This is a genomic window from Streptomyces sp. AM 4-1-1 (assembly GCF_029167625.1).
Lineage (GTDB): Bacteria > Actinomycetota > Actinomycetes > Streptomycetales > Streptomycetaceae > Streptomyces.
Window position 1 is genome coordinate 5,454,412 of record NZ_CP119145.1, and the last position, 24,210, is coordinate 5,478,621.

At 71.0% G+C, this 24,210-nt stretch carries 22 protein-coding genes and 1 riboswitch; of the genes, 15 read left to right on the forward strand and 7 right to left on the reverse strand.

From position 1 onward, the window contains the following. Nucleotide 1 precedes the first annotated feature (1 nt). From PZB75_RS23205 to PZB75_RS23215, 3 genes are read left to right on the forward strand one after another with little or no spacing between them, the layout of a single operon-like run. Nucleotides 2-994, forward strand: coding sequence for an NAD(P)-dependent oxidoreductase (locus tag PZB75_RS23205; RefSeq protein ID WP_275537225.1), 993 nt, complete (start codon nt 2-4; stop codon nt 992-994). Continuing rightward, nucleotides 952-1,977 carry a sugar kinase gene (locus PZB75_RS23210; RefSeq protein ID WP_275537226.1) on the forward strand — a complete coding sequence of 342 codons (1,026 nt, stop codon included), beginning with the start codon at nt 952-954 and terminating at the stop codon, nt 1,975-1,977. The genes PZB75_RS23205 and PZB75_RS23210 overlap by 43 nt, the downstream gene beginning before the upstream one ends. A gap of 47 nt (nt 1,978-2,024) precedes the next feature. Beyond that, the gene (locus tag PZB75_RS23215) at nt 2,025-2,663 is read left to right on the forward strand and encodes a bifunctional 4-hydroxy-2-oxoglutarate aldolase/2-dehydro-3-deoxy-phosphogluconate aldolase (RefSeq protein ID WP_275537227.1); all 639 of its coding nucleotides are present in this window, start codon (nt 2,025-2,027) and stop codon (nt 2,661-2,663) included. Between the two features lie 161 nt (nt 2,664-2,824). On the opposite strand, the gene PZB75_RS23220 is transcribed toward PZB75_RS23215, so the two are convergent. The 6 genes from PZB75_RS23220 to gcvT form a co-directional block, all read right to left on the reverse strand. Continuing rightward, nucleotides 2,825-3,427, reverse strand: coding sequence for a GNAT family N-acetyltransferase (locus tag PZB75_RS23220; RefSeq protein ID WP_275537228.1), 603 nt, complete (start codon nt 3,425-3,427; stop codon nt 2,825-2,827). 210 nt (nt 3,428-3,637) lie between these two features. Further along, on the reverse strand, nt 3,638-4,243 hold the full coding sequence (locus tag PZB75_RS23225; RefSeq protein WP_275537229.1) for a GPP34 family phosphoprotein: 606 nt from the start codon (nt 4,241-4,243) through the stop codon (nt 3,638-3,640). Between the two features lie 192 nt (nt 4,244-4,435). Next, nucleotides 4,436-5,818, reverse strand: a complete 1,383-nt coding sequence (locus PZB75_RS23230; RefSeq protein WP_275537230.1) for an L-serine ammonia-lyase — start codon at nt 5,816-5,818, stop codon at nt 4,436-4,438. 192 nt (nt 5,819-6,010) lie between these two features. Further along, on the reverse strand, nt 6,011-7,270 hold the full coding sequence (gene glyA / locus PZB75_RS23235; protein WP_275537231.1) for a serine hydroxymethyltransferase: 1,260 nt from the start codon (nt 7,268-7,270) through the stop codon (nt 6,011-6,013). Between the two features lie 20 nt (nt 7,271-7,290). Then, nucleotides 7,291-7,668 carry a glycine cleavage system protein GcvH gene (gcvH, locus tag PZB75_RS23240; protein WP_275537232.1) on the reverse strand — a complete coding sequence of 126 codons (378 nt, stop codon included), beginning with the start codon at nt 7,666-7,668 and terminating at the stop codon, nt 7,291-7,293. 159 nt (nt 7,669-7,827) lie between these two features. Beyond that, the gene (gene gcvT, locus PZB75_RS23245; RefSeq protein ID WP_275537233.1) at nt 7,828-8,943 is read right to left on the reverse strand and encodes a glycine cleavage system aminomethyltransferase GcvT; all 1,116 of its coding nucleotides are present in this window, start codon (nt 8,941-8,943) and stop codon (nt 7,828-7,830) included. Nucleotides 8,944-9,083: 140 nt separating this feature from the next. After that, a riboswitch (glycine riboswitch) is annotated at nt 9,084-9,184 on the reverse strand. Nucleotides 9,185-9,341: 157 nt separating this feature from the next. Between gcvT and PZB75_RS23250 the strand changes: the two genes are divergently transcribed. The 11 genes from PZB75_RS23250 to PZB75_RS23300 all read left to right on the forward strand — a co-directional run bounded on the left by PZB75_RS23250 (nt 9,342) and on the right by PZB75_RS23300 (nt 22,233). Then, nucleotides 9,342-10,103: an AAA family ATPase gene (locus PZB75_RS23250; RefSeq protein WP_275537234.1), complete on the forward strand. Its 762-nt coding sequence runs from the start codon at nt 9,342-9,344 to the stop codon at nt 10,101-10,103. A gap of 234 nt (nt 10,104-10,337) precedes the next feature. Then, nucleotides 10,338-11,108 (forward strand): enhanced serine sensitivity protein SseB, encoded by a 771-nt coding sequence (locus PZB75_RS23255; RefSeq protein ID WP_275537235.1) that lies wholly within the window; start codon nt 10,338-10,340, stop codon nt 11,106-11,108. Nucleotides 11,109-11,324: 216 nt separating this feature from the next. Next, on the forward strand, nt 11,325-12,107 hold the full coding sequence (locus tag PZB75_RS23260) for an enhanced serine sensitivity protein SseB C-terminal domain-containing protein (protein ID WP_275537236.1): 783 nt from the start codon (nt 11,325-11,327) through the stop codon (nt 12,105-12,107). Between the two features lie 654 nt (nt 12,108-12,761). Continuing rightward, nucleotides 12,762-13,760: an ABC transporter permease gene (locus tag PZB75_RS23265; RefSeq protein ID WP_275537237.1), complete on the forward strand. Its 999-nt coding sequence runs from the start codon at nt 12,762-12,764 to the stop codon at nt 13,758-13,760. A 59-nt stretch (nt 13,761-13,819) separates the two neighbouring features. Next, nucleotides 13,820-15,577 (forward strand): ABC transporter substrate-binding protein, encoded by a 1,758-nt coding sequence (locus tag PZB75_RS23270; RefSeq protein WP_275537238.1) that lies wholly within the window; start codon nt 13,820-13,822, stop codon nt 15,575-15,577. A gap of 151 nt (nt 15,578-15,728) precedes the next feature. Next, complete coding sequence (locus PZB75_RS23275) at nt 15,729-16,739, forward strand: ABC transporter permease (RefSeq protein WP_275537239.1); 1,011 nt, start codon at nt 15,729-15,731, stop codon at nt 16,737-16,739. Continuing rightward, nucleotides 16,736-17,824 (forward strand): ABC transporter ATP-binding protein, encoded by a 1,089-nt coding sequence (locus PZB75_RS23280; RefSeq protein ID WP_275537240.1) that lies wholly within the window; start codon nt 16,736-16,738, stop codon nt 17,822-17,824. The genes PZB75_RS23275 and PZB75_RS23280 overlap by 4 nt, the downstream gene beginning before the upstream one ends. 5 nt (nt 17,825-17,829) lie before the next feature. Next, nucleotides 17,830-19,029: a dipeptide ABC transporter ATP-binding protein gene (locus PZB75_RS23285; RefSeq protein WP_275537241.1), complete on the forward strand. Its 1,200-nt coding sequence runs from the start codon at nt 17,830-17,832 to the stop codon at nt 19,027-19,029. A 102-nt stretch (nt 19,030-19,131) separates the two neighbouring features. Next, nucleotides 19,132-19,803, forward strand: a complete 672-nt coding sequence (locus tag PZB75_RS23290; protein WP_275537242.1) for a trimeric intracellular cation channel family protein — start codon at nt 19,132-19,134, stop codon at nt 19,801-19,803. A gap of 142 nt (nt 19,804-19,945) precedes the next feature. Next, nucleotides 19,946-20,791, forward strand: a complete 846-nt coding sequence (locus tag PZB75_RS23295; protein WP_275537243.1) for a thioesterase family protein — start codon at nt 19,946-19,948, stop codon at nt 20,789-20,791. A 272-nt stretch (nt 20,792-21,063) separates the two neighbouring features. Continuing rightward, the gene (locus tag PZB75_RS23300) at nt 21,064-22,233 is read left to right on the forward strand and encodes a cysteine desulfurase family protein (protein WP_275537244.1); all 1,170 of its coding nucleotides are present in this window, start codon (nt 21,064-21,066) and stop codon (nt 22,231-22,233) included. Between the two features lie 67 nt (nt 22,234-22,300). Here PZB75_RS23300 and PZB75_RS23305 read toward each other — a convergent pair whose 3' ends face one another. Then, the gene (locus PZB75_RS23305; RefSeq protein WP_275537245.1) at nt 22,301-22,990 is read right to left on the reverse strand and encodes an N-acetylmuramoyl-L-alanine amidase; all 690 of its coding nucleotides are present in this window, start codon (nt 22,988-22,990) and stop codon (nt 22,301-22,303) included. A gap of 61 nt (nt 22,991-23,051) precedes the next feature. Between PZB75_RS23305 and mnmA the strand changes: the two genes are divergently transcribed. Next, nucleotides 23,052-24,188 (forward strand): tRNA 2-thiouridine(34) synthase MnmA, encoded by a 1,137-nt coding sequence (mnmA, locus tag PZB75_RS23310; RefSeq protein WP_275537246.1) that lies wholly within the window; start codon nt 23,052-23,054, stop codon nt 24,186-24,188. The last annotated feature ends 22 nt before the right edge of the window (nt 24,189-24,210 follow it).

Genomic DNA, 24,210 nt, shown 5'->3' on the forward strand with positions numbered 1-24,210 from the left:
CATGCACTACCTGGTTACCGGCGCCCGGGGCTTCGTCATGAGCGTCCTGGTCAAGGAACTGCTCACCGCCGAGCCCGACGCCACTGTCACCGCCGTCGACCTGCACGCACCCGACGACGTCCTCACGAGTTACCTCGGCGCGGACGAGGGACGCGTGCGCTTCGTCCGGGCCGACGTCACCGATGCCGGGGCAATGGCGGACACGATCAGGGCGCGTACACCCGACGTGATCATCCACGGTGCCACGGTCACCCACGACGCGTCGACCGAACGTCGTGACCCCGAGCGTTTCATCCGCGTCAACGTCGGCGGCACGACGAACGTCCTCGACGCCGCGCGGCGCACCGACGGGGTCCGGCGCGTCCTCCTCATCAGCAGCGGCGCCGTCTACGGATGCTCGCCGGAGCAGTCGCTCACCGAGGAGACCCCGCCCGCGCCCGACGAGATGTACGGCATCAGCAAGGTGGCCGGCGAACTCATCGCGCGACGGTTCAGCCGGCTCTACGGCCTCCACGTCCCCGTCGCACGCCTGACCAAGATGTTCGGCCCCATGGAACGGCCGAGCTCCGGTCGTGCCGTCATGTCCCTGCCCTATCACCTGGCGGCGGCAGCGGTGCGGAACCGGCCCCTCAGGATCACGGACCGGACACCGCGGGCGGGCGGTGACTGGCTCAGCGTGACCCAGGCCGCCCAGGCCCTGCGCCTGCTCGCCGTCACGGAGGGTGAAGGGACCCGGACCTACAACGTCTCCCGCGGCATCCGGACAGCTGTCCCCGAGCTCGCGGATCTCTTCGGCGTCGAGATGCTCCAGGTGCCGGCCGGGACGGCCGACGCCGACATGGACCCCGGCACCGAGTTCGGCAAGAACGGAATCTACGCATCCGACCGCGCACAGCGTGAGCTGGCCTGGAAACCGACCGATCTCAAGGACCAGGTCGCCGAGTACGTCGCGTGGGCACACCGGCACCCCGACTTCTTCCCGGCGGACCGGTGACGGCGGCGGGGCTGCCGCGAGGGCGGCTCGTCACCTTCGGCGAGGCCATGGGACGCGTCACCGCCGACCGGATCGGCCTTCTGGACGTCTCCCGGTCCTTCACGATGTCGGTCGGAGGAGCCGAGAGCAACGTCGCCGTCGCCGCGGCCCGTCTCGGTGCGCATGTGACGTGGGCCGGCCGGTTGGGCGGCGACAGCGTGGGAGACCTCATCGAGCGCCGCCTGCGGACCGAGGGGGTGCGGAGCCGGGTCACGCGCGACGACGGCTTCACCGGGCTCATGGTCTGCTCCCGCAGGACGAACGCAGGCGTCCGGGTCGACTACCACCGGGCCGGAAGCGCCGGTTCACGCCTGACGAAGGACGATGTCGGCGAGGACCTGGTACGTCAGGCGGCCGTCCTCCACGTCACCGGCATCACGCCGGCCCTGAGCGCGACAGCGCGGGCGACAACGTCGTGGGCCGTGCGTACCGCACGGGCGCTCGGCGTGACCGTCTCCGTGGACGTCAACTACCGGAGCAAGCTCTGGAGCCGCCAAGAGGCGGCGCCGGTGCTTCGGGAGCTCGTCACACAGGCCGACATCGTCTTCGCCGGACCCGAGGAGGCCGCGCTCGTCCTCGGCACCGACGAGGCGTACGCCTCCGCGCGAGCCCGGGAGCCGTTGGCGCTCGCCCGTTCGTTGGCCGCGCTCGGTGCGCGTGAGGCGATCATCAAGGACGGCCCACGCGGCTGCGCCGCCGTCATCGACCACCGCGAGTACGTACGGGCCGCGGTTCCCGTGGAGACGGTGGACCCGGTGGGCGCCGGCGACGCGTTCGTCGCGGGCTACCTCGTCGAGCGCCTGGCCGGCGGAGACGCCGGAGTACGCCTCACCACCGCGACACGTACCGGCGCCTACGCCGTCACGGTCCCGGGGGACTGCGAGGGCCTGCCCTTCCGTCACGAACTCGACTCCTTCTCGGCGGCGGAGGACGTCTCCCGATAGCCCCGTCCGGCCGACCCGACCCCACCGGACCCGATCAGAAGGCCGATGTGCCCCACACCCCGGAAGACTTCACCCGATTCTTCGACGACGCGTTCGCGGCCGTCCCGCTCATGGCGATCCTCCGCGGGTACTCGCCCGAACGCACCGTCGAGTTGGCCACCCGGGCGTGGGACCTCGGGATCACCCAGGTCGAGGTTCCCGTCCAGGACCCTGACGCCGTGCCGTCCCTCAAGGCAGCCGTCTCCGGCGGCGCACGCCGGCACATGCGTGTGGGGGCCGGCACCGTCACCACCCCTGAGCAGGTCCGCGTCGCCCGGGAGGCCGGTGCGGCGTTCACCGTCGCCCCCGGGTACGACGAGGACGTCCTGGAGGAGAGCCTCGCCCTGGGCGTCCCCCACCTTCCGGGTGTCTCCACGCCCTCGGAGATGGGGAGGGCACAACGGAGGGGCCTCCACTGGGTCAAGGTGTTTCCCGCGTCCCATCTCGGGCCCTCCTGGATACGTGCGGTCCGGGCGCCGTTCCCGCGGCTGCGCATCGTCGCGACCGGCGGCGTCGACGCGGGGAACGCCACCTCCTTTCTCGAAGCCGGCGCACGTGTCGTCTCCCTGGGCTCGGCCCTGGCGCATCCGACGCAACTCGACCGGATCGCCGTGCTGCTCGGCGGGAACCGCGCCGGCGGCGGCTGAGCCGGGACGCCGTGCCGCCTGGCGGAACGCGGCGGTCTCGTCGCGGCACGGGCCCGTCCACCCGGCGGCCCTCTCCGCGCGGGACCCTGGCGACGCACCCACGGTCCCCGTCCGGAGCGCGGGCCACCGCGCGGCCGTCGTCCCTCGGGGTGGGCCGGGGCCTACCGGTGCCCGCGCTCCGAGACGGTGGGCTTCCGGATCGAGCCGGGTGGAGCGGAACGGGACGGGACGATCGCGGACCACACGCCGAACCACTGCTCGGCCCCGTACTCCTCGAACCGCTCCACCTCGGTGAACCCCAGCTCCGCCGCGAGGCGCATCGAGCGGACGTTGGCGGTCTGTGTGCAGAGCACCACCGGCTCGCCGGGAAGCGCGTCGGCGAACCGGTCGAGTGCCGCCGCGCACGCCTCGGCGGCGTATCCGCGTCCCCATGCCTCCGGCAGGAACATGCAGCCGAGCTCGGCCTCCCCGGCATCCGGACGGACGTGACCCGGACGTTCCGCCTCGCGCCGATCGAACGTGATCATGCCGATCATCGTTCCGTCGAGATCGACCACGAAGAGGCCGGGGCGCCGCCCGGGCACCTCGGGCACCACGCGTTCGAGCTCAGTACGCGGTCGGGGGCCACCGATGTAGGTGCCCACCTCCGGTGAGGCGAACAGCTCGATGAACGCCGTACGGTCCCGGGCCCTGGGCTCGCGGAGCACGAGCCGCTCGGTCCTGATCGGGTCAGCCGGCCGGGCGACGGGTCCGAGCTCAGCCATGGCGGGCAACCTGTCGCACGCCCGCCGGACAGCAGCCTCGGACGACCGACAGCGGCAGCAGCCTCCGACCGGTCGGCCCGGTCCGGCGGTGCGCCCAGGACGAGTGGTGGAGCACTCGACCCGGTCCCCCGACGTCGTCCACCCGCTGCCCCCGGACCCGGACCCGAATCCGGGCCTGGGCCCGAATCCGGTTCCGCATCCTGAACCGGCTCACGGTCCGCGCCAGAGGTTGGCGAAGGCCGCCTTCTCGATGGACCGCCTCTGGCGTACGGCCTCCAGCTCCATCACCGCGTCGTGGACAACGGCCACCACGGTCGTCACCGCCTCGTCATCGAGGCCGGGCTCATCCTCGAATCGTTCGCCCTCGATGCCCACGACCGAGGCGAGGGCGAACAGGACGGGTTCCTTCTCCTCCCAGCGGTCGGCTGCCCGGCGGCGCGCGGGCGTATCGACCGGTTCCACGCGCTCCGAGCCCAAGGGCGACCGGCCGCTTCGTTTCCGCGTCAGCTCACCGCTCTCCTCCAGGGCGGCCTGGTACACGGCGGAGAGGTCTCGGCCCCGGCGCCACAGCCAGTCCTCGATCCGCTCGTAGGGCGCCTGCCTGGTGAGTCCCGCCGCAGCCTCGCCCAGGAGCCGGTCGTCCGGCACCGGCGACAGACCCGGCACGATGCGGTCACCGTCCACGGCGACCGCCCCCGCACCGATGAGATCGATCAGCTCGGCTCCCGCGAGCGCGAGCGACAGGTCACCCTGCCCCACAGGACGTTCCGACCTCGGGTCCACGGCGATGGTGAACAGGTCCTTCGCGGTGGTCATGAACGGCTCCCCTCGAAGACGACGACAGAGACCCGCCCCCGCCGACCCGGCCCACATCCGACCCGGCCCGGCGGCGGGGCGACTGTCACGATCAGTATCGCCCCGGCCCGCGCGGCCGGAGCCCCTTCGTGAGGCGGTAGTGGGACCTGACAGCGCTGAAAGATGGAAATGCCCTGGTCAGGGCCTAGAACCTCAGCACTCGATGATGTTCACCGCGAGCCCGCCGCGCGCCGTCTCCTTGTACTTCACGCTCATGTCCGCGCCCGTCTCCTTCATGGTCTTGATGACCTTGTCGAGGGAGACCTTGTGGCTGCCGTCGCCGCGCAGTGCCATCTTCGCCGCCGTGACGGCCTTGACCGCGGCCATGCCGTTGCGTTCGATGCAGGGGATCTGGACCAGGCCGCCGACCGGATCGCAGGTGAGGCCGAGGTTGTGTTCCATGCCGATCTCGGCGGCGTTCTCGACCTGTTCCGGGGTGCCGCCCAGGACCTCGGCGAGCGCGCCCGCGGCCATCGAGCAGGCCGAGCCGACCTCACCCTGGCAGCCGACCTCGGCGCCGGAGATCGAGGCGTTCTCCTTGAACAGCATCCCGATGGCACCGGCGGCGAGCAGGAAGCGGACGACACCGTCGTCCTTCTCCGTCTCGGTGGCGCCGCCCGCCGCAAAGTTCATGTAGTAGTGCAGGACGGCGGGGATGATGCCCGCCGCGCCGTTGGTCGGAGCCGTCACGACCCGGCCGCCCGCGGCGTTCTCCTCGTTCACCGCCATCGCGTACAGCGTGATCCACTCCATGGCGCGGGCCTGCGGATCGCCCTCGGCACGCAGCTGGCGCGCGGTGTTCGCGGCGCGGCGGCGGACCTTCAGGCCGCCCGGCAGGATGCCCTCACGGGTCATGCCGCGCGAGACGCAGGACTGCATCACGCGCCAGATGTCCAGCAGCCCACTGCGGATCTCGTCCTCGGTGCGCCACGCCCTCTCGTTCTCCATCATCAGCGCGGAGATGGAGAGGCCGGTCTCCCGGGCCAGTCGCAGCAGCTCGTCGCCGGTACGGAAGGGGTGTGTGAGGACGGTGTCGTCGAGGACGATACGGTCCTCGCCCACCGCGTCCTCGTCGACGACGAAACCGCCGCCGACCGAGTAGTAGGTCTTCTCCAGCAGGACCGTGCCGTCCAGGTCGGACGCCGCGATCGTCATGCCGTTGGCGTGGTAGGGGAGGGCCTTGCGGCGGTGCAGGACCAGCTCTTCGTCGGCGTCGAAGGCGATCTCGTGCATGCCGAGCAGATTGAGCCGGCCGGTCGAACGGATCACGGCGACGCGGTCGTCGGCGGTCTCGACGTCGACGGTACGGGGCGATTCGCCCTCCAGACCGAGCAGCACGGCCTTGGGGGTGCCGTGGCCGTGCCCGGTGGCGCCGAGCGAGCCGAACAGTTCGGCCCGTATCGAGACGGTGTGGGCCAGCAGGCCCTCGTTCTTCAGGCGGCGCGCGAACATGCCCGCCGCGCGCATCGGGCCGACCGTATGGGAGCTGGACGGGCCGATGCCGATCGAGAACAGGTCGAAGACCGAGATGGCCACGGGATGACTCCTAAGGGTTGGTAGACGTCGTTGTCTGCCGGGGTGGTGCGGTACGGGCCGGTGCGGGCCCGCAGGCGGGGCAAGGGCGGGGGCACCGCGCCCACTGTTCAGTGTGCGCGGTGCCCCCGGGGTACGTCGTCGGGCCGCTGGGCCGGCCCGGTGCCTTCCCCGGCCGCGTCGCCGGGGGCGGCACTACTTCAGGCCGGGGTACAGCGGGAACTTCTCGGCGAGCGCGATGACGCGGGCCTTGAGGTCGGCGCTGTCGTAGGACGGCTTCAGGGCGGCGGCGATGATCTCCGCGACCTCGGTGAAGTCCTCGGTCCGGAAGCCGCGGGTGGCCAGGGCCGGCGTACCGATCCGCAGACCCGAGGTCACCATCGGGGGACGCGGGTCGTTCGGGACGGCGTTCCGGTTGACCGTGATGCCGACCTCGTGGAGACGGTCCTCGGCCTGCTGGCCGTCCAGCTCCGAGTGGCGCAGGTCGACGAGGACCAGGTGGACGTCCGTACCACCGGAGAGCACGGAGACCCCGGCCTCGGTGACGTCCGGCCGGCCCAGGCGCTCGGCCAGGATGCGGGCGCCGTCCAGGGTGCGCTGCTGGCGCTCCTTGAACTCCTCGGTCGCCGCGACCTTGAACGAGACGGCCTTGGCCGCGACCACGTGCTCCAGCGGGCCGCCCTGCTGGCCGGGGAAGACCGCGGAGTTGATCTTCTTGGCGAGTTCCTGCGTCGACAGGATGACGCCGCCGCGCGGACCGCCGAGGGTCTTGTGCGTGGTGGTCGTGACGACATGGGCGTGCGGCACCGGGTTGGGGTGCAGGCCCGCGGCCACCAGGCCCGCGAAGTGCGCCATGTCGACCATCAGGTACGCGCCGACCTCGTCCGCGATGCGGCGGAAGGCGGCGAAGTCCAGCTGACGGGGGTACGCGGACCAGCCGGCCACGATCAGCTTGGGCTTCGACTCCTTGGCCAGCCGCTCGACCTCGGACATGTCCACGACGCCGGTGTCGTCGACGTGGTAGGCGACCACGTTGTAGAGCTTGCCGGAGAAGTTGATCTTCATGCCGTGGGTCAGGTGACCGCCGTGGGCGAGGTTCAGGCCCATGATCGTGTCGCCCGGCTTGAGCAGCGCGAACATCGCGGCGGCGTTGGCCTGCGCGCCCGAGTGCGGCTGGACGTTGGCGTGCTCGGCGCCGAACAGGTCCTTGACGCGGTCGATGGCGATCTGCTCGATCACGTCGACGTGCTCACAGCCACCGTAGTAGCGGCGGCCCGGGTATCCCTCGGCGTACTTGTTGGTGAGGACGGAGCCCTGGGCCTCCATGACCGCGACCGGAGCGAAGTTCTCCGAGGCGATCATTTCGAGGGTGGACTGCTGTCGGTGGAGCTCGGCGTCGACGGCGGCGGCGACGTCCGGGTCCAGCTCGTGCAGGGAGGAGTTGAGAAGCGACATCAGGTGGTCCCTTGGGGTCTTTAGTTGCCGGAGAACTCGGTGTACTCGTCCGCGGAGAGCAGGTCCTTCGGCTCCTCCGCGACGCGTACCTTGAACAGCCAGCCGCCCTCGAAGGGAGCGGAATTGACCAGCGAGGGGTCGTCCACGACGTCCTGGTTCGCGGCCGTGACCTCACCGGTCACCGGCGAGTACAGGTCGCTGACGGACTTGGTCGACTCCAGCTCGCCGCAGGTCTCACCCGCGGTCACCGTGTCGCCGACCTCGGGGAGCTGGGCGTAGACGACGTCACCGAGCGCGTTGGCCGCGAACTCCGTGATGCCGATCGTGGCCACACCGTCGTCGAGGGCCGACAGCCACTCGTGCTCCTTGCTGTACCGCAGCTGCTGGGGGTTGCTCATGACCTGAATTCTCCTGTACGCGGGGAGTGCTGGTGGACGGTGGTCTTACGGTGTGAGACGCGAATGCGTCACGTCCGGCGCGGGCCGGTGTGTACGCGGGCACGCCCGTGGCGGTGCCCGGTGGTGCTGTGCCCGGTGCCCTTGGTGGGGGCGGGCAGATCACTTCCGGCGCTTGTAGAACGGCAGCGCCACGACCTCGTAGGGCTCATGGGTGCCCCGGACGTCCACCCCGACGCCCGGGGCGCCGGGAGCGGCGTGCGCCGCGTCCACGTAGGCCATGGCGATCGGCCTGCCCAAGGTCGGCGACGGGGCGCCCGAGGTGACCTCGCCGACGGCCTGTCCGCCGGCCACGACGGCGAAGCCCGCCCTCGGCACCCGGCGGCCCTCGGCGATCAGGCCGACGAGCTTGCGGGGCGGGGTCGCCTCGGCACGCCGGGCGGCGGCCTCCAGGGCCTCGCGGCCCACGAAGTCACCCTCCTTCTCGAACTTCACGACCCGGCCGAGGCCCGCGTCGAACGGCGTGAGGACGGTGGTCAGCTCGTGCCCGTACAGCGGCATGCCCGCCTCCAGGCGCAGGGTGTCGCGGCAGGACAGTCCGCAGGGGATCAGTCCGCGCGGGGCGCCGGCCTCGGTCAGCGCCCGCCACACCCCCTCGGCGTGCTCGGGGGCGACGAAGAGCTCGAAGCCGTCCTCCCCGGTGTAACCGGTGCGGGCGATCAGGGCGGGGACCCCCGCGACCGTGCCGGGCAGGCCCGCGTAGTACTTCAGACCGTCCAGGTCGGCGTCGGTGACCGCGGCCAGGATCGCGGGGGACTCGGGGCCCTGCACGGCGAGCAGCGCGTACGCGTCGCGGTCGTCGCGCACCTCGGCGTCGAAGCCCTCGGCGCGGGCGGTCAGCGCGTCGAGCACGGTCTGCGCGTTCCCGGCGTTGGCGACCACCAGGTACTCGCTCCCGCCGAGGCGGTAGACGATCAGGTCGTCCAGGATTCCGCCGTCCTCCGCGCAGATCATGGTGTACCGGGCGCGGCCCACGCCGACGGTCCCGATGTTGCCGACCAGCGCGAAGTCGAGGGCCGCGAGGGCCTGCGGGCCCGTGACGGTGATCTCACCCATGTGCGACAGGTCGAAGAGCCCCGCCCTGGTGCGTACGGCGTTGTGCTCGTCGCGCTCGCTGGCGTACCGCAGCGGCATGTCCCAGCCCGCGAAATCGGTCATGGTCGCGCCCAGCGAACGATGCAGCGCGTCGAGGGCGGTGAGACGGGGGACAGTGCTCATAGGTGTGGCTCCCAGGCATGACGACGAGGACGATCCCTCCCCATCTGTCATCGGAACCTGAGAGGTTCGCCGAGAGGCCCCGTAGGGGGTCGGCTTGCACCTTGGGTGGAGCCGCGGAGCGACTCGCTTTTCAGATGTGCCTCATCCACGCGGTACGGGGCCTGAGAGATTCAAGGGAGGATCTTGCTCCTTCGGCGCCCGGACACCTGAGGGGTGCCCGGAACTCTCCCGCGCGGATTCGAGCGGCCTGTATGCAGTTGGCGGGGCCATCATCGCACGCATCGCGGCGGAGTGGGGCCCCGGTGCCCGACGGAACGCGGCACGGGGGCGGTTGTGGGACATTGCCTTTTCTTTACACTTCTTGAGCAGGCGTGGTGTGACCCGACAGGGGGAGTGCGATGACGTTGCGGCGGTACGCGACGGCCGCGGGGGGCGTGCACGGGGAGCTTCCCGCGCAACAGGGCGCACCGGACCGGGAGACATGCGCGCGGACGCGCCGGGAGGCGCCCGGCAGCGCGCCGGACACACCCGGCCCGCACGCCCCCGTCGTCCGGGACCTGCGGGCGGCGGGGCCGGGGGACGGGCCACGGGTCCTGTACTTCGGCGCGGGGGACGTGGTGGTGGTCTCCGGACTGCCCGGCAGCGGCAAGTCCACCCTCATCCGGCGGACCGTGGACGTGCGCGCGATCGATTCCCAGGACGTCCGGGACCGCTGGGCCCGGACGCTGCCCCGGTTATGCCCCTACACCCTCTACCGGCCCCTGGTCCGGATCGCCCACTACCGCGCGCTGCGGCGGGCCCTGCTCACCGGCGCGTCCCTCGTCGTCCATGACTGCGGTCACCAGGCATGGGTACGCCGCTGGCTGGCCCGGGGGGCCCTGCGCCGGGGCCGCACCCTCCATCTGATCCTTCTCGACGTCACTCCCGAGACCGCCAGGGACGGCCAGCGCCGGCGCGGACGCGGGGTCTCGGGCTACGCCTTCGCCCGCCACCGCGCGGCGGTCGCCCGGCTGCTGCGCGCCGCCGAGGAGGGCGTCCTGCCCCCGGGCTGCTCGTCGGCGGTCCTGCTGGACCGCGCGGCGGCCGGGGCGCTGACCGGGCTGTCGTTCGCCGGGCCGATGACGCCTCAGGGACCTCCGCCCGCGCCGGTTCCGGCCTGACCCGGACGAGAGGCCCCGGGCCCGTCCGGCGCGGGGCGCCGTCCGGTGCGTGCGATCGCGGGACGGCCGGAAGTCCTGGAGCGGATTCCCCCTGGTCCGCGAGACCTTGGGGGAGGGGCTACCAGGGCTTTTGGCCGACGCGGTGAGCGTGCGTGCTGGGCCGCGCGACGGGGCAGGGCTTGCCGGGAGCGGTACTAGAGTGCTGCCGCACAGCATGGGCGAGAAGGGGAAGCAGTGGACGTTCCGGCACCGATCCAGACACCTCCGTACGGCGGATGGCCGGCCAATGAGCTGGAGGAGGCGCTGACGGCGTCGCTCGGCGCCGCCGAGGCCGGCGGCCGGCTCGTCGAAGTGCTCGGCCGCAGCCACCTCTGGATACCGCTCCCCAACGGCGGCGGCCCGGACAGCGCCTCCCTCGACCTGCCGACGCTGGACATCGAGGGGGCCCCGTACGTCCCCGTGTTCAGCTCCGAACAGCAGTTCGCGCTGTGCGTCGGCACGCACATGTCCTTCACCGTGGCGCCCGCCCGCGACTTCGCCCGGGGGCTGCCCCCGCAGCTCGGCATCGCGGTGAACCCCGGAGGCGCGGTCGGCGCCCCGCTGCCGCCGCCCGCCGTCGCCGAACTCTGCCGGGCCGGCCGCACCCCGCTGGACGGCTCCGCCACCGGCGGCCGGGTCAGGCTGTACGAGCCGGACTGGCAGGAGGAGCCCGTCGACTTCCTCGCGGCGGCCGCCGGTGAGTTCGAGGAGTGCGGTGTCGTCCGCACCGCTCGCCGGGCGCTCGCCAGCGTCGAGGGCGACGCCCCGGTCCTCTTCGTCGGCGTCGAACTGTCCGCCTGGGACGGCCCGGCCCTCCAGGCCCCGATGGACGCCCTGGGCCGCGCGCTCGGCCGGGCCGAGGTGCCCTGGCAGGTCAACCTGGTGCTGTTCGACGCGGCGCGGGACCCGGTAGGTGACTGGATGCTGGAGAAGGTCCGGCCGTTCTACCGGCGCGAGGAGCGGTAGTCCGGTCTTCGCGCCGCCGGCCGCGCCCCTCCGCCGCGGTCCTTCCGCCCCCGCCGCGTCAACATGACGCGTCAACCCGTGACGTCAAGCCGGTGTCAGTGGCGACGCATAAGCTGGTTTGATGGCTTGGGCGGACCCCGGGGCCGAGCCCGTGTGCCCGGGTGCGGATCGGGGCCGCGCAGTGGACCGAAGAGTCGAAGAGGGGCGGGACCCAGGGTGAGTGCGTCAGGCACCGCGGCGACCGGGCAGGTCGAGCACATGCTGCGCCAGGTGACCCCCGGCCGCTACGACGCGTACGAGGCGCTGCTCCAGGCACTCGCCGCCGACCGGATCTGGATGCTCCTCTGGCACGGCCGGCCCGGCTCGCCCGACGCGCAGTACGGAAACATGGAGATCGAGGGGCTGGGCTACGCCCCCTGTGTGACCTCCGCCCAGGAACTCTCCGCCAGCGGCTGGAACAGATCCCACGAAGTGGTCGCCGGACGCGACATCGCCCGCGCCCTCTTCCCCGACCGCTGGGGCATCTGGCTCAACCCGCACGCCCCGGGCGGCGGTGTCGGCATCCCCTGGCTCGACCTGCGCCGGATCGCCACCGGTCTCGACCGGATGCCCGCGGGCCCGCTCCGGCTCTCCGAACCCGCCGTGGAGATGCCGCAGTTCTACGCCCTGCTCAGCCAGAGCGCCCACCGCACCCCGGCCGTCCGCGCGCTGCGCCGCGCCTGGGTTCAGCCCGCGCTCGGAGTGCCGTATCTGGCGATCGGCCTCGATCTGTACGACACCGGACCGCACTCCGTCGAGGCCGTCCGCGCCATGATGCGGCAGTCGGTCGGCGCGGTCCCGGACGGGCTGCCCGTGTCCACCGTCGCGATGTCCGACGAGTACGACCCGGTCGCGATCTGGTTGCGCGCCAACTCCCGGCCGTTCTACGACCGGGAGGCGCACGTCCCGGCGGGGCAGCCGCCCGCCTCGGCGCCCGGGTACGGCTACCCGTTCCCGTAGGGCCTTCCGGCCGGTCCGGGTGGTCCGGGTGGTCCGCCGCGCATGACCCCGGCCCGGACGGTCCGCCCCGCGTGACCCCGACCCGGATCGTCCGCGGCCCGTGACCCACTGCTCCACGCGCCCCACGCGCCCCACGTACCCCGTGGGTCTCCGCGTCGTGATCACGCCGGTCGCGCACGCGCCCCGGAGAGGGACACCCGCCCGCCCCCGTACCCGTCCGTCACACCCGTGCGGGTACGTCCCAGGGGCAAACCCACCCACCGGCGGCCAACGTCCCGCATTCTCCGTGCACCCGCCCACCCCCGGGCAACTCCTCGTAATTATCCGGCCATTGAGGGCGGTCGAACCGCTCGCGGAAGACCGCTGTCCGGATAACGGTAAGCCCATTGCCCGGATCACGTTTGAGCAAACATTCCTCGTCAGGACTGGCGGGTGATCGCGACAGCGTTGAACACTCGCCCGAAAGAGGGAAGCCGGACCGTCCACGCAGTGCGTGCCGCAGCACCGGCCCCATCCCTCGGCGAATCACTCGCATCACACGAATCACCCGGCAATACGGAAGACACACGGCACCACCGCAGCGGCCCGTACCGTCGCCCCGGATGGCAGCCACGCATCGTCGGCAACCGTCGGCAAGGGCAAGCACGAGGGACGATGACCGCACCCATTGAGACCACCGGATCGCAGGCCGAAGCTCAGCCGGAGTCTGTGCTGAAGGGCGCCAAGTCAGCGCAGATCGAGGGCCGTTCACTCGGGCGCATCGCCTGGAACAGATTCAGACGCGACAAGGTCGCCGTCGCCGGCGGCGTGATCGTCGTGCTGCTGATCCTCCTGGCCGTGCTCTCCAAGCCCATCCAAGCGGTGTTCGGGCTCGACCCGAACGAGTTCCACCAGGACCTGATCGACCCCGCGCTGCTCGCTCCCAAGGGTGCGTGGGGCGGCATGAGCTGGGATCATCCGCTCGGTGTCGACCCGCAGTACGGACGCGACATCCTGGCCCGGATCATCGAGGGCTCCTGGGTGTCACTGCTGGTGGCCGGCGGCGCCACCCTGGTGTCCGTGATCATCGGCGTGTTCATGGGCGTGACGGCCGGCTTCTACGGCGGCTGGGCCGACACCCTCATCAGCCGGACGATGGACGTCTTCCTCGCGTTCCCCCTCCTTCTCTTCGCCATCTCCATCTCGGCCTCGCTCCAGGACGGCGCGTTCGGACTGACCGGACTCCCGTTGCGCATCGCGGTGCTGATCTTCGTGATCGGCTTCTTCAGCTGGCCGTACATGGGCCGCATCGTGCGTGCCCAGACGCTCAGCCTGCGAGAACGCGAGTTCGTCGAAGCGGCCAGAAGCCTCGGCGCCCGTGGGCCCTTCATCCTGTTCCGGGAGTTGCTGCCCAATCTGGTCGCGCCGATCCTGGTGTACTCCACCCTGCTGATCCCGACCAACATCCTCTTCGAGGCGGGCCTCAGCTACCTGGGTGTGGGCATCGCCCCGCCGCAGGCGTCGTGGGGCGGCATGCTCTCCACCGCCGCCGAGATCTACCAGGCGGACCCGCAGTACATGATCGTGCCGGGTCTGGCGATCTTCGTCACCGTTCTGGCGTTCAACCTGCTGGGCGACGGGCTCCGAGACGCCCTCGACCCGCGCAGCAAGTAATCGCGGCGAAAACAGTCAACACATCAGCCGCAACCATCGATTGAGGGGGCATTCCTCAGGTGAAGACCAAAAAAGCAGCAGCTGTGATCGCCACAGCTGTGGCACTGACGCTGGGGGCCACCGCGTGTGGCGGCTCGGACAACGACAGCAAGAGCAACAAGGGTGGCAGCGGGGCCACCGACGCCGCGCTGACCTCGATCGTCAACAAGTCCGACAAGAAGGGGGGTACGGTCACGTACTCCCTGTCGGACGAGCCGGACTCCCTCGACCCCGGTAACACGTACTACGGCTGGGTGCAGAACTTCGCCCGCCTGTACGGCCGTACGCTGACCAGCTTCAAGCCCGCCGCGGGCAAGGAGGGCCTGGAGGTCGTCCCGGACCTGGCCGAGTCCCTGGGCAAGCCCAGCCCGGACGCCAAGACCTGGACGTACACCCTGAAGAAGGGGCTGAAGTTCGAGGACGGCACGCCGATCACCTCGAAGGACGTCAAGTACGCCATCGAGCGCTCCAACTTCGCGCCGGAGGCCCTGTCCAACGGACCGACGTACTTCAAGGCGCACCTGGTGGGCGGCGAGAAGTACCAGGGCCCGTACAAGGACAAGAGCCCGGCCGGTATCGCGTCCATCGAGACCCCGGACGACGTCACCATCGTCTTCAAGCTGAAGGACGCCTTCGCGGACTTCGACTACCTGGCGACCTTCTCGCAGACGGCCCCCGTGCCCGCCGCGAAGGACAAGGGCGCCGAGTACGTGCAGCACATCGTCTCCTCGGGCCCGTACAAGTTCGAGAAGTACGAGGAGGGCAAGAGCGCCACCCTCGTCCGCAACACGAACTGGGACCCGAAGACGGACCCGATCCGCCCGGCGCTGCCGGACAAGATCAACATCCGGTTCAAGGTCAAGCAGGAGACCGTCGACAACGACCTCCTCGCCGACAACCTGACCGGTGACGCGGCCGGTACCGGTGTCGCGCCGGCCACCCAGCCCAAGGTGCTGACCAACCAGAAGCTGAAGAAGCAGACCGACAACCCGTACGCGGGCGCCACCTCGTACATCGGTCTGAACGTCAACGTGGAGCCGTTCAACAACATCCACTGCCGCAAGGCCGTCCAGTGGGGCATCGACAAGGCGTCCGTCCAGGCCGCCCAGGGCGGTGACCCGAAGGGTGACGTCGCGTCGACCCTGCTGCCGCCGACCGTCAGCGGTTACAACAAGTTCGACCTGTACCCCTCCGAGGGCAGCAAGGGCGACATCGCCAAGGCCAAGGAAGAGCTGAAGGCCTGCGGCAAGCCGGCCGGTTTCGAGACCAACATCTCGGCCCGCTCCGACCGTCCGGCCGAGATGTCCATGGTCACCGCGGTCCAGGCCTCGCTGAAGAAGATCGGCGTGACGGCCAACATCAAGACGTTCCCGGGCGGCAAGTACTTCCAGAACTTCGCCGGTAACCCGAGCTACGTCCACGAGCACAAGCTCGGGATGATCATGACCGCGTGGGGCGCCGACTGGCCGACCGGCTTCGGCTTCCTGGACCAGATCATCAACGGCTCGGCCATCAAGCCGACCGGTGGCAACAACGTCCAGGAACTGAACGACCCGGCGATCAACAAGGCGCTGAACGACGGGATCGCCAACACCGACACCGCCTCCCGTGAGAAGGCGTGGGGCGAGGTCGACAAGATGGTCGCGGAGAACGCGTCGGCCGTCCCGCTGATCTACCGCAAGAACCTGCTGCTCCGCTCGGAGTCCGCGACGAACGTCACGGTCACCCAGGCGTACCTCGGCATGTACGACTACGTGCTCATGGGTTCCGACAAGTAGGTACCGGCCCTGTCCGCCGGGCTGATTCATTCGGGGGGCGACCCCCGTACCCCCGTAAGTTCGAAAGGCAGGTGAAGGTTTCGGTGTCCGCCGGGCCGGGCGCTCCCGTGAGGGGGCTCCCCGGCCCGGCGGACACCGCCGCCGGACAGCTGTGGCTGCGTACATCATTCGACGCGTCTTCGGCGCGGTGCTGTTGCTGCTGATCGTCAGCGCAGTCACCTTCGCGATCTTCTTCCTCGTCCCCCGCCTCGCCGGGCAGACGATGGACCAACTGGCCGCCCAGTACGTCGGCAAGGACGCCAACGCGCAGTCCATTGCCGCCGTCAAGCACAACCTGGGCCTCGACCAGCCCCTCTACGCGCAGTACTGGCACTTCCTCAAGCAGATCTTCGTGGGCGCGACCTACCACTTCGGTCCCGACGCCTCGCAGTGCAACGCCCCCTGCTTCGGTTACTCGTTCAAGCGTCACATCGAGGTGTGGCCCCAGCTGACCGACCGCATTCCGGTGACCCTGTCGCTGGCCGTCGGCGCGGCCGTGATCTGGCTGCTCAGCGGTGTCGCGATCGGTGTGGTCTCCGCGCTCAAGCGGGGTTCGCTGCTGGACCGCTTCTTCATGGGTGTCGCCCTCGCCGGCGTCTCCCTCCCGATCTTCTTCACGGGCATGCTGGCGCTCGGCGTCCTCACCGTGCAGTGGCCGGTCTGGGAAGGCATCGAGTACGTACCGTTCACGGAGAATCCCGCCGAGTGGGCGTGGAACCTGCTGATCCCCTGGTGCTCGCTCGCGTTCCTCTACTCGGCGCTCTACGCACGGCTCACCCGGGCCGGGATGCTGGAGACCATGGGCGAGGACTACATCCGGACCGCGCGTGCCAAGGGACTCCGGGAGAGAGCGGTCATCGGCAAGCACGGTCTGCGGGCCGCGCTCACCCCGATCGTCACCATCTTCGGCATGGACTTCGGACTGCTGCTCGGTGGCGCCGTCATCACCGAGACCGTCTTCTCCTTCCCCGGCATGGGCGCCTACGCCATCAAGAGCGTGCAGGACAACGACCTGCCGATCGTCATGGGCGTGACGCTGTGCGCGGCCTTCTTCATCGTCTTCTGCAATCTGCTGGTGGATCTGGTGTACGCCGCCATCGACCCCAGGGTGAGGCTCTCGTGAGTGAGGTTTCCAAGACCGAGGCACCGGGCGAGCCGGTGGCCGCCGCGGTCTCCGGCGCCGGGGACGCCTTCCTCTCCGTACGGGATCTGCGCATCCACTTCGACACCGCCGACGGTGTGGTGAAGTCCGTCGACGGCGTCAGCTTCGACGTCCGGGCCGGCCGGACCCTCGGCATCGTCGGCGAGTCCGGCTCCGGGAAGTCCGTCACCTCGCTCGGTGTGATGGGCCTGCACCGCACGGCCACCAACGCCCGTATCTCCGGCGAGGTCTGGCTGGACGGCGAGGAGCTGATCGGCGCCGACGACGACCGGGTGCGCACCCTGCGCGGTCGCAAGATGGCGATGATCTTCCAGGACCCGCTGTCCGCGATGCACCCGTACTACAAGGTCGGTTCGCAGATCGTCGAGGCGTACCGGGTCCACCACAAGGTCAGCAAGAAGGTGGCCCGCACCCGGGCGGTCGAGATGCTGGACCGGGTCGGCATCCCCGAGCCGCACAAGCGGTACGACAGCTATCCGCACGAGTTCTCCGGCGGTATGCGCCAGCGCGCCATGATCGCGATGGCCCTGGTGAACAACCCCGAGCTGCTGATCGCGGACGAGCCGACGACCGCGCTGGACGTCACCGTCCAGGCGCAGATCCTGGACCTGATCCGGGACCTCCAGAAGGAGTTCGGCTCCGCCGTCATCATGATCACCCACGACCTGGGCGTCGTGGCCGAGATGGCCGACGAACTCCTGGTGATGTACGGCGGACGCTGCATCGAGCGGGGCCCGGCCGAGAAGGTCTTCTACGAGCCCCGGCACCCCTACACCTGGGGGCTGCTGGGCTCGATGCCGCGCATCGACCGGGACCAGACCGAACGGCTCATCCCGGTCAAGGGCCAGCCGCCGTCGCTCATCAACATCCCGTCCGGCTGCGCGTTCAACCCGCGCTGCCCGTACGCGGACGTCCCGAAGGACAACATCACCCGCACCGAGCGCCCCGAGCTGCACGAGACCGGTGCCGGGCACTTCTCCGCCTGTCATATGACGCAGGAGGAGCGGACCCGGATCTGGACCGAAGAGATTGCGCCGAAGCTGTGACTGATATGACGAAGCCCGGGGCGACGATCCCGGGACAGGCCGATTCTTCGCCCGCGTCCGCACCCCTGCTCAAGGTGGACAACCTGGTCAAGCACTTCCCGGTGCGCAAGGGCCTGTTCGGGCGGGCGTCGTCGGCGGTCCGGGCGGTCGACGGCATCTCCTTCGACGTGCGCGCGGGCGAAACCCTCGGCGTGGTCGGTGAGTCCGGCTGCGGGAAGTCGACCATGGGCCGGCTGATCACCCGGCTGCTGGAGCCGACCGACGGCCGGATCGAGTTCCAGGGCCAGGACATCTCGCACATGTCGGCGGGGAAGATCCGCCCGATGCGCCGTGACGTCCAGATGATCTTCCAGGACCCGTACGGATCGCTGAACCCGCGCCACACCATCGGCGGGATCGTCTCCACCCCGTTCCGCCTCCAGAACGTCACCCCCGAGGGAGGGGTGAAGAAGGAGGTCCAGCGGCTGATGGCCCTGGTGGGCCTCAACCCGGAGCACTACAACCGGTATCCGCACGAGTTCTCCGGCGGTCAGCGCCAGCGCATCGGCATCGCGCGCGCCCTGGCGCTCAACCCGAAGCTCGTCGTCGCCGACGAACCGGTGTCCGCGCTGGACGTGTCGATCCAGGCGCAGGTGGTGAACCTGCTGGACGACCTCCAGGACGAGCTCGGACTGACGTACGTGATCATCGCGCACGACCTCTCCGTCATCCGGCACGTCTCCGACCGGATCGCGGTCATGTACCTCGGCAAGATCGTCGAACTCGCCGACCGGTCCTCGCTGTACACCTCGCCGATGCACCCGTACACGAAGGCACTGCTGTCCGCGGTGCCGGTGCCGGACCCGCGGCGGCGCGGCGTGAAGAGCGAGCGCATCCTGCTCAAGGGCGATGTGCCGTCGCCGATCTCGCCGCCGAGCGGCTGCCGGTTCCACACCCGGTGCTGGAAGGCGACGAGCGTCTGCACGACGCAGGAGCCGCCGCTGGTCGCCCTGAAGACCGGCCACCAGGTGGCCTGCCACCACCCGGAGAACGCGCCGGACCAGGCGCCGGGGGAGACGGTGCTGCCGGGGGCGCGCGAGTCGCTGGCCGTCGTGACGGTGAAACCCGAGGCGCCCGTGGAGCCGAGGACCCCGGATGTGCGGTCGGAGAAGCCGGAGGGGGAGCCGGAGGTGTCGGACCCGGACGCGGGCGCGAAGGGCGCCTGAGCGGCCGTGTCCGCGGTGGGCGTCCGTGCCGACGCGCACCTGTGTGCGTGCGGGCGGGCATCCACATTCGTGTGTATGTCTGAACGTGCGTAAAAATGTCGGGTGCTCAACGAACTGTTCACGCCCTCCGTCCAGCACGCGCTCGATCTCGTGGGCATCTTCGTCTTCGCGATCTCCGGCGCGCTGCTCGCCGTACGCAAGAACTTCGATGTCTTCGGCATCGCGGTGCTCGCCGAGGTGACCGCGCTGGGCGGGGGGCTGCTTCGTGATGTGATCATCGGAGCGATCCCGCCCGCGGCCTTCACCGATCTCGGCTACTTCGTCACTCCGCTGTTCGCCGCCGGGCTGGTGTTCTTCCTGCATCCGCACGTCGAGCGCATCCAGGTCGGCGTCAACGTCTTCGACGCGGCGGGCCTCGGTCTGTTCTGCGTCGCGGGCACGGTCAAGGCGTACGACTACGGCCTCGGCCTCACCGCGTCCGCCGCCCTGGGGCTGGCCACCGCGGTCGGGGGCGGTGTGCTGCGGGACGTCCTCGCCAACGAGGTGCCGTCCCTGCTCCGCTGGGACCGGGATCTGTACGCCGTGCCCGCGATCGTCGGGGCCGTGACGACCGTGCTGTGCATCCGCTTCGACGCCCTCAACGCGCTGACCGGTGGCGCCGCCGTGATCACCGCCTTCGTGCTGCGTCTGCTGGCGCTGCGTTACCACTGGCGGGCGCCGCGCGCGTACAACCGTCGCTCGGCCGCCGCCGAGGAGGGCCCGGCCTCGGGCTGACCGCCCGCCGCCCGGTGGCCGACTTCTCGTGTGTCGTTCCGGACCGTCCAGGGGGGCGTCAGGGGGCGTGCGGCCCTTCGCGGCCCTTCGCGCGATCAGCAAAGCTACCGCTCGGTAATACAATCGGTGTACGGTGCGTGCCATGGCACAGGCAGCACGGGCAACCATCGGGAACAGCGAGTTCGACCGCGACACCGCCGTCACCCTCCGTGAGGAAGGCGTCTTCGACGCGGAGCTCTCGACGGGCTGGACCATCCTCGGAGCGGTCAACGGCGGCTATCTGCTGGCCATGATCGGGCGCGCCCTCGGTGACGCCCTCCCGCACCCGGACCCCTTCTCGGTGTCGGCCCACTACCTGACCGCGTCCGTCCCCGGGCCCGCCGTGATCCGGACGGAGGTCGTCCGCGCCGGCCGTACCCTCGCCACCGGCCAGGCGTCCCTCGTCCAGTACGAGGCGGACGGCACCGAGGTCGAACGCCTCCGGGTCCTCGCCACCTTCGGCGACCTGGCCACCCTCTCCGACGAGGTGCGCACGACGGCCGTGCCGCCGCGGCTGCCGCCCGTCGAGCGGTGCCTCGGCCCCGCCGACGGCCCGGCCGCCATCCCCGGCGACTCCGCCATCACCGAACGGCTCGACATCAGGCTCGACCCGGCGACCGTCGGCTGGGCCGTCGGCGTCCCCTCGGGCAAGGGTGAGGTGCGCGGCTGGTTCGGGCTGGCGGACGGCCGTGACGCCGACCCGTACTCGCTGCTGCTGACCGTCGACGCGCTGCCGCCGACCTCGTTCGACCTGGGGCTCAAGGGCTGGACCCCGACCGTCGAACTCACCGCCCACGTCCGCTGCCGCCCCGCGCCCGGCCCGTTGCGCGTCTCCATCACCACCCGCAACCTCGCGGGCGGCTATCTGGAGGAGGACGCGGACGTCTGGGACAGCGCGGACCGGCTGGTCGCCCAGTCCCGCCAACTGGCCCGCGCGCCCCGCGGCTGATCCGGCGCGGAGCCGGCGAAGGAGGCCGGCCGGGAGCGGGCCGAGCGCGGCCGGTCCCCGTACGCGCTGCCCGTCCCGTACGGGAGCGGCTGCGTCGTGGGCCGTCGCCACGTGATGACGGGCGTGTCCTCCGGAACGGTCCGTACCGGTTTCGTCCCGCCCCCACCGGGAGCGGCCCCGCACGCCAGGTGTCCGGATGCGGGCCGCGCGGGACCCGGCCGGGGTCCGCGCGGCCCGCGGTGCCCGGCCGGGCTCGTAGAATCGGCCCCACCATGGCTTACCTCGACCACGCCGCGACCACCCCGATGCTTCCGGAGGCGATCGCGGCGATGACCGCGCAGCTCGCCGTCACCGGTAACGCGTCCTCACTCCACGCCGCCGGGCGCCGGGCCCGCCGTACCGTCGAGGAGTCGCGGGAAGCCCTCGCCGACGCCCTCGGCGCACGCCCCAGCGAGGTGGTCCTCACCTCCGGCGGCACCGAGGCCGACAACCTCGCCGTGAAGGGCCTCTACTGGTCCCGCCGGGACGCCGACCCACGCCGCACCAGAGTCCTGACCAGTCCCGTGGAACACCACGCGGTGCTCGACGCGGTCGACTGGCTCGCCGAGCACGAGGGCGCGACCGTCGAACACCTCCCGGTCGACGCCCACGGGCGGGTCCACCCGGAGGCGCTGCGCGAGGCGATCCTCCGCGACCCCGGCGACATCGCGCTCGCCACCGTGATGTGGGCCAACAACGAGATCGGCACGATCATGCCGATACGTGAACTGGCTGCCGTTGCCCGCGAGTTCGACGTACCGCTGCACGCCGACGCGGTGCAGGCGGTCGGGCAGGTCGAGGTGGACTTCGCCGGCTCCGGGCTGGCCGCGATGACCGTCACCGCGCACAAGATCGGTGGCCCCTTCGGCATCGGCGCGCTGCTGCTGGGCCGCGAGTACACCCCCGTGCCCGTCCTGCACGGCGGCGGTCAGGAACGCCATGTCCGCTCCGGCACGCTGGACGTACCCGCCGTCGCCGCCTTCGCGCTCGCCGGACGGCTCGCCACCGAGCGGCGCGAGGACTTCGCCCGGGAGATCGGCGGGCTGCGCGACTGCCTCGTCGCGGCCGTCCGCGAGGCGGTCCCGGACGCCGTGCTCGGCGGTGACCCGGCCCCGGGCGGCAGGCTCCCGGCCAACGCCCATTTCTCCTTCCCCGGCTGCGAGGGCGACTCCCTGCTGCTCCTGCTGGACGCGCAGGGCATCGAATGCTCCACCGGTTCCGCCTGCACGGCCGGGATCGCCCAGCCCAGCCATGTGCTGCTGGCCACCGGGACCGACCCCGACCTGGCCCGTGGCACGCTGCGCTTCTCGCTCGGCCACACCTCGACCGGGCAGGACGTCGAGGACGTGGCCCGGGCGATCGGTCCGGCCGTGGAGCGGGCGAGGACGGCCGGACTCAGCTGAGGGGCCGCGTGGCCCCGGCCCCGGTGGCCGGTGCCGACGGGGTGGCCGACGACCGGTGGCCGGGGGTTCAGCCGGTGGACGCCCGGGGACCCGCCGATCCGGGCCGGGCCGCCGTCCGTACCAGCCGCAGATAGCGGTCCCAGTCCCAGTACGGCCCCGGGTCCGTGTGATCGGTGCCCGGCACCTCCACATGGCCGATGAGGTGCTCGCGGTCCACGGGTATGCCGTAGCGCCCGCATATCGCCGCCGTCAGACGCGCCGACGACTCGTACATCGCAGTCGTGAAGTCCTGCGGCCGGTCCACGAACCCCTCGTGCTCGATGCCGACGCTGCGCTCGTTGTACAGACGGTTCCCCGCGTGGAACGCCACGTCCAGCTCTCGGATCATCTGCTCCACCCGCCCGTCCTTGCCGACGATGTAGTGCGCCGCCGCGCCGTGGCCGGGGTCCCGGAAGACCTTCACCGCGCTGCGGAAGCTGCCCTGCGTCACATGGACGACCACCCGGTCCACGCGGTAGTCGACGGGGCGGTCGGCCCGTCGCCAGTTCGCCTCGGAGGCCGCCGTCCAGCCCGCCCCCGGGTAGTCCACCTGACCGGGCTCGCGCGGCTGCCCCGTCCCCGGGTGCCAGGAGCGCGTCAGCCGCTCCACGGCCACGGCCGCCGCGCCCGCCGCCGTGGCGCCGCCGCCGATCAGCAGCGCCCGTCTGCTCAGAGGCCGCCCGCCTCCGCCCGCTCCTGTCGTGCCCTTGGTCCCCATGTGGTCGTCAACGCATATCCGGGAGCTTTCGTTTCCCGACGCCACGTACCCTGGTGGAGCTATGACTCAGACCTCTCAGCGCCCTCTCCGTGTGCTCGCCGCCATGTCGGGCGGGGTGGACTCCGCAGTCGCCGCCGCCCGCGCCGCCGAAGCGGGCCACGACGTGACCGGTGTGCACCTCGCCCTGTCCGCGAACCCGCAGTCGTTCCGTACCGGAGCACGCGGGTGCTGCACCATCGAGGACTCCCGCGACGCACGCCGCGCGGCGGACGTCATCGGAATCCCCTTCTACGTCTGGGACCTCGCGGAACGCTTCCGTGAGGACGTCGTGGAGGACTTCGTCGCGGAGTACGAGGCGGGCCGCACCCCCAACCCCTGCCTGCGCTGCAACGAGAAGATCAAGTTCGCCGCGCTGCTGGACAAGGCCCTCGCCCTCGGCTTCGACGCCGTCTGCACCGGCCACTACGCCACGGTCGTGACGACCGGGGACGGCGGCCGGGAGCTGCACCGCGCCTCCGACATGGCCAAGGACCAGAGCTATGTGCTGGGCGTCCTGGACGAGCGCCAGCTCGCCCACGCGATGTTCCCCCTCGGGGACACCCTCACCACCAAGGACGAGATCCGGGCCGAGGCCGAACGGCGCGGCCTGGCCGTCGCCAAGAAGCCCGACAGCCACGACATCTGCTTCATCGCCGACGGTGACACCCAGGGCTTCCTTGCCGGCCGGCTCGGCACGGCCGAGGGCGACATCGTCGACGAGTCCGGTACGAAGGTCGGCACCCACGAGGGCGCCTTCGGCTTCACCATCGGCCAGCGCAAGGGCCTGCGCATCGGCCACCCCGCCGCCGACGGCAAGCCGCGCTACGTCCTCGACATCTCCCCGGTGAACAACACGGTGACGGTCGGCCCGGTGGAGGCTCTCGACGTCGTCGCCCTGACGGCCATCAGGCCCCGCTGGTGCGGCACGGCCCCCACCGGGCCGGGCACGTACACCGCTCAGCTCCGCGCCCACGGAGGCGAGACCGAGGTGACGGCGGAGCTGGTGGACGGCGAGGAACTGCGCGTCACCTTCACCGAACCGGTACGGGGCGTGGCACCCGGCCAGGCGGTCGTGCTGTACGACGGGACGCGGGTCGTCGGCTCCGCCACCATCGCGACCACGGCGCGCCGCGAGACGGCGACGGCTCAGACGCACTGATCCCGTGACCGGGTGACCTGGG

Excerpts from the sequence above, each read along its gene's own strand:
- PZB75_RS23205 (WP_275537225.1), top strand. The coding sequence starts at position 2 with ATGCACTACCTGGTTACCGGCGCCCGGGGCTTCGTCATGAGCGTCCTG.
- PZB75_RS23220 (WP_275537228.1), bottom strand. The coding sequence starts at position 3,427 with ATGGCTGAGCTCGGACCCGTCGCCCGGCCGGCTGACCCGATCAGGACC.
- PZB75_RS23225 (WP_275537229.1), bottom strand. The coding sequence starts at position 4,243 with ATGACCACCGCGAAGGACCTGTTCACCATCGCCGTGGACCCGAGGTCG.
- glyA (WP_275537231.1), bottom strand. The coding sequence starts at position 7,270 with ATGTCGCTTCTCAACTCCTCCCTGCACGAGCTGGACCCGGACGTCGCC.
- gcvH (WP_275537232.1), bottom strand. The coding sequence starts at position 7,668 with ATGAGCAACCCCCAGCAGCTGCGGTACAGCAAGGAGCACGAGTGGCTG.
- gcvT (WP_275537233.1), bottom strand. The coding sequence starts at position 8,943 with ATGAGCACTGTCCCCCGTCTCACCGCCCTCGACGCGCTGCATCGTTCG.
- PZB75_RS23250 (WP_275537234.1), top strand. The coding sequence starts at position 9,342 with ATGACGTTGCGGCGGTACGCGACGGCCGCGGGGGGCGTGCACGGGGAG.
- PZB75_RS23265 (WP_275537237.1), top strand. The coding sequence starts at position 12,762 with ATGACCGCACCCATTGAGACCACCGGATCGCAGGCCGAAGCTCAGCCG.
- PZB75_RS23285 (WP_275537241.1), top strand. The coding sequence starts at position 17,830 with ATGACGAAGCCCGGGGCGACGATCCCGGGACAGGCCGATTCTTCGCCC.
- PZB75_RS23295 (WP_275537243.1), top strand. The coding sequence starts at position 19,946 with ATGGCACAGGCAGCACGGGCAACCATCGGGAACAGCGAGTTCGACCGC.
- PZB75_RS23300 (WP_275537244.1), top strand. The coding sequence starts at position 21,064 with ATGGCTTACCTCGACCACGCCGCGACCACCCCGATGCTTCCGGAGGCG.
- PZB75_RS23305 (WP_275537245.1), bottom strand. The coding sequence starts at position 22,990 with ATGGGGACCAAGGGCACGACAGGAGCGGGCGGAGGCGGGCGGCCTCTG.
- mnmA (WP_275537246.1), top strand. The coding sequence starts at position 23,052 with ATGACTCAGACCTCTCAGCGCCCTCTCCGTGTGCTCGCCGCCATGTCG.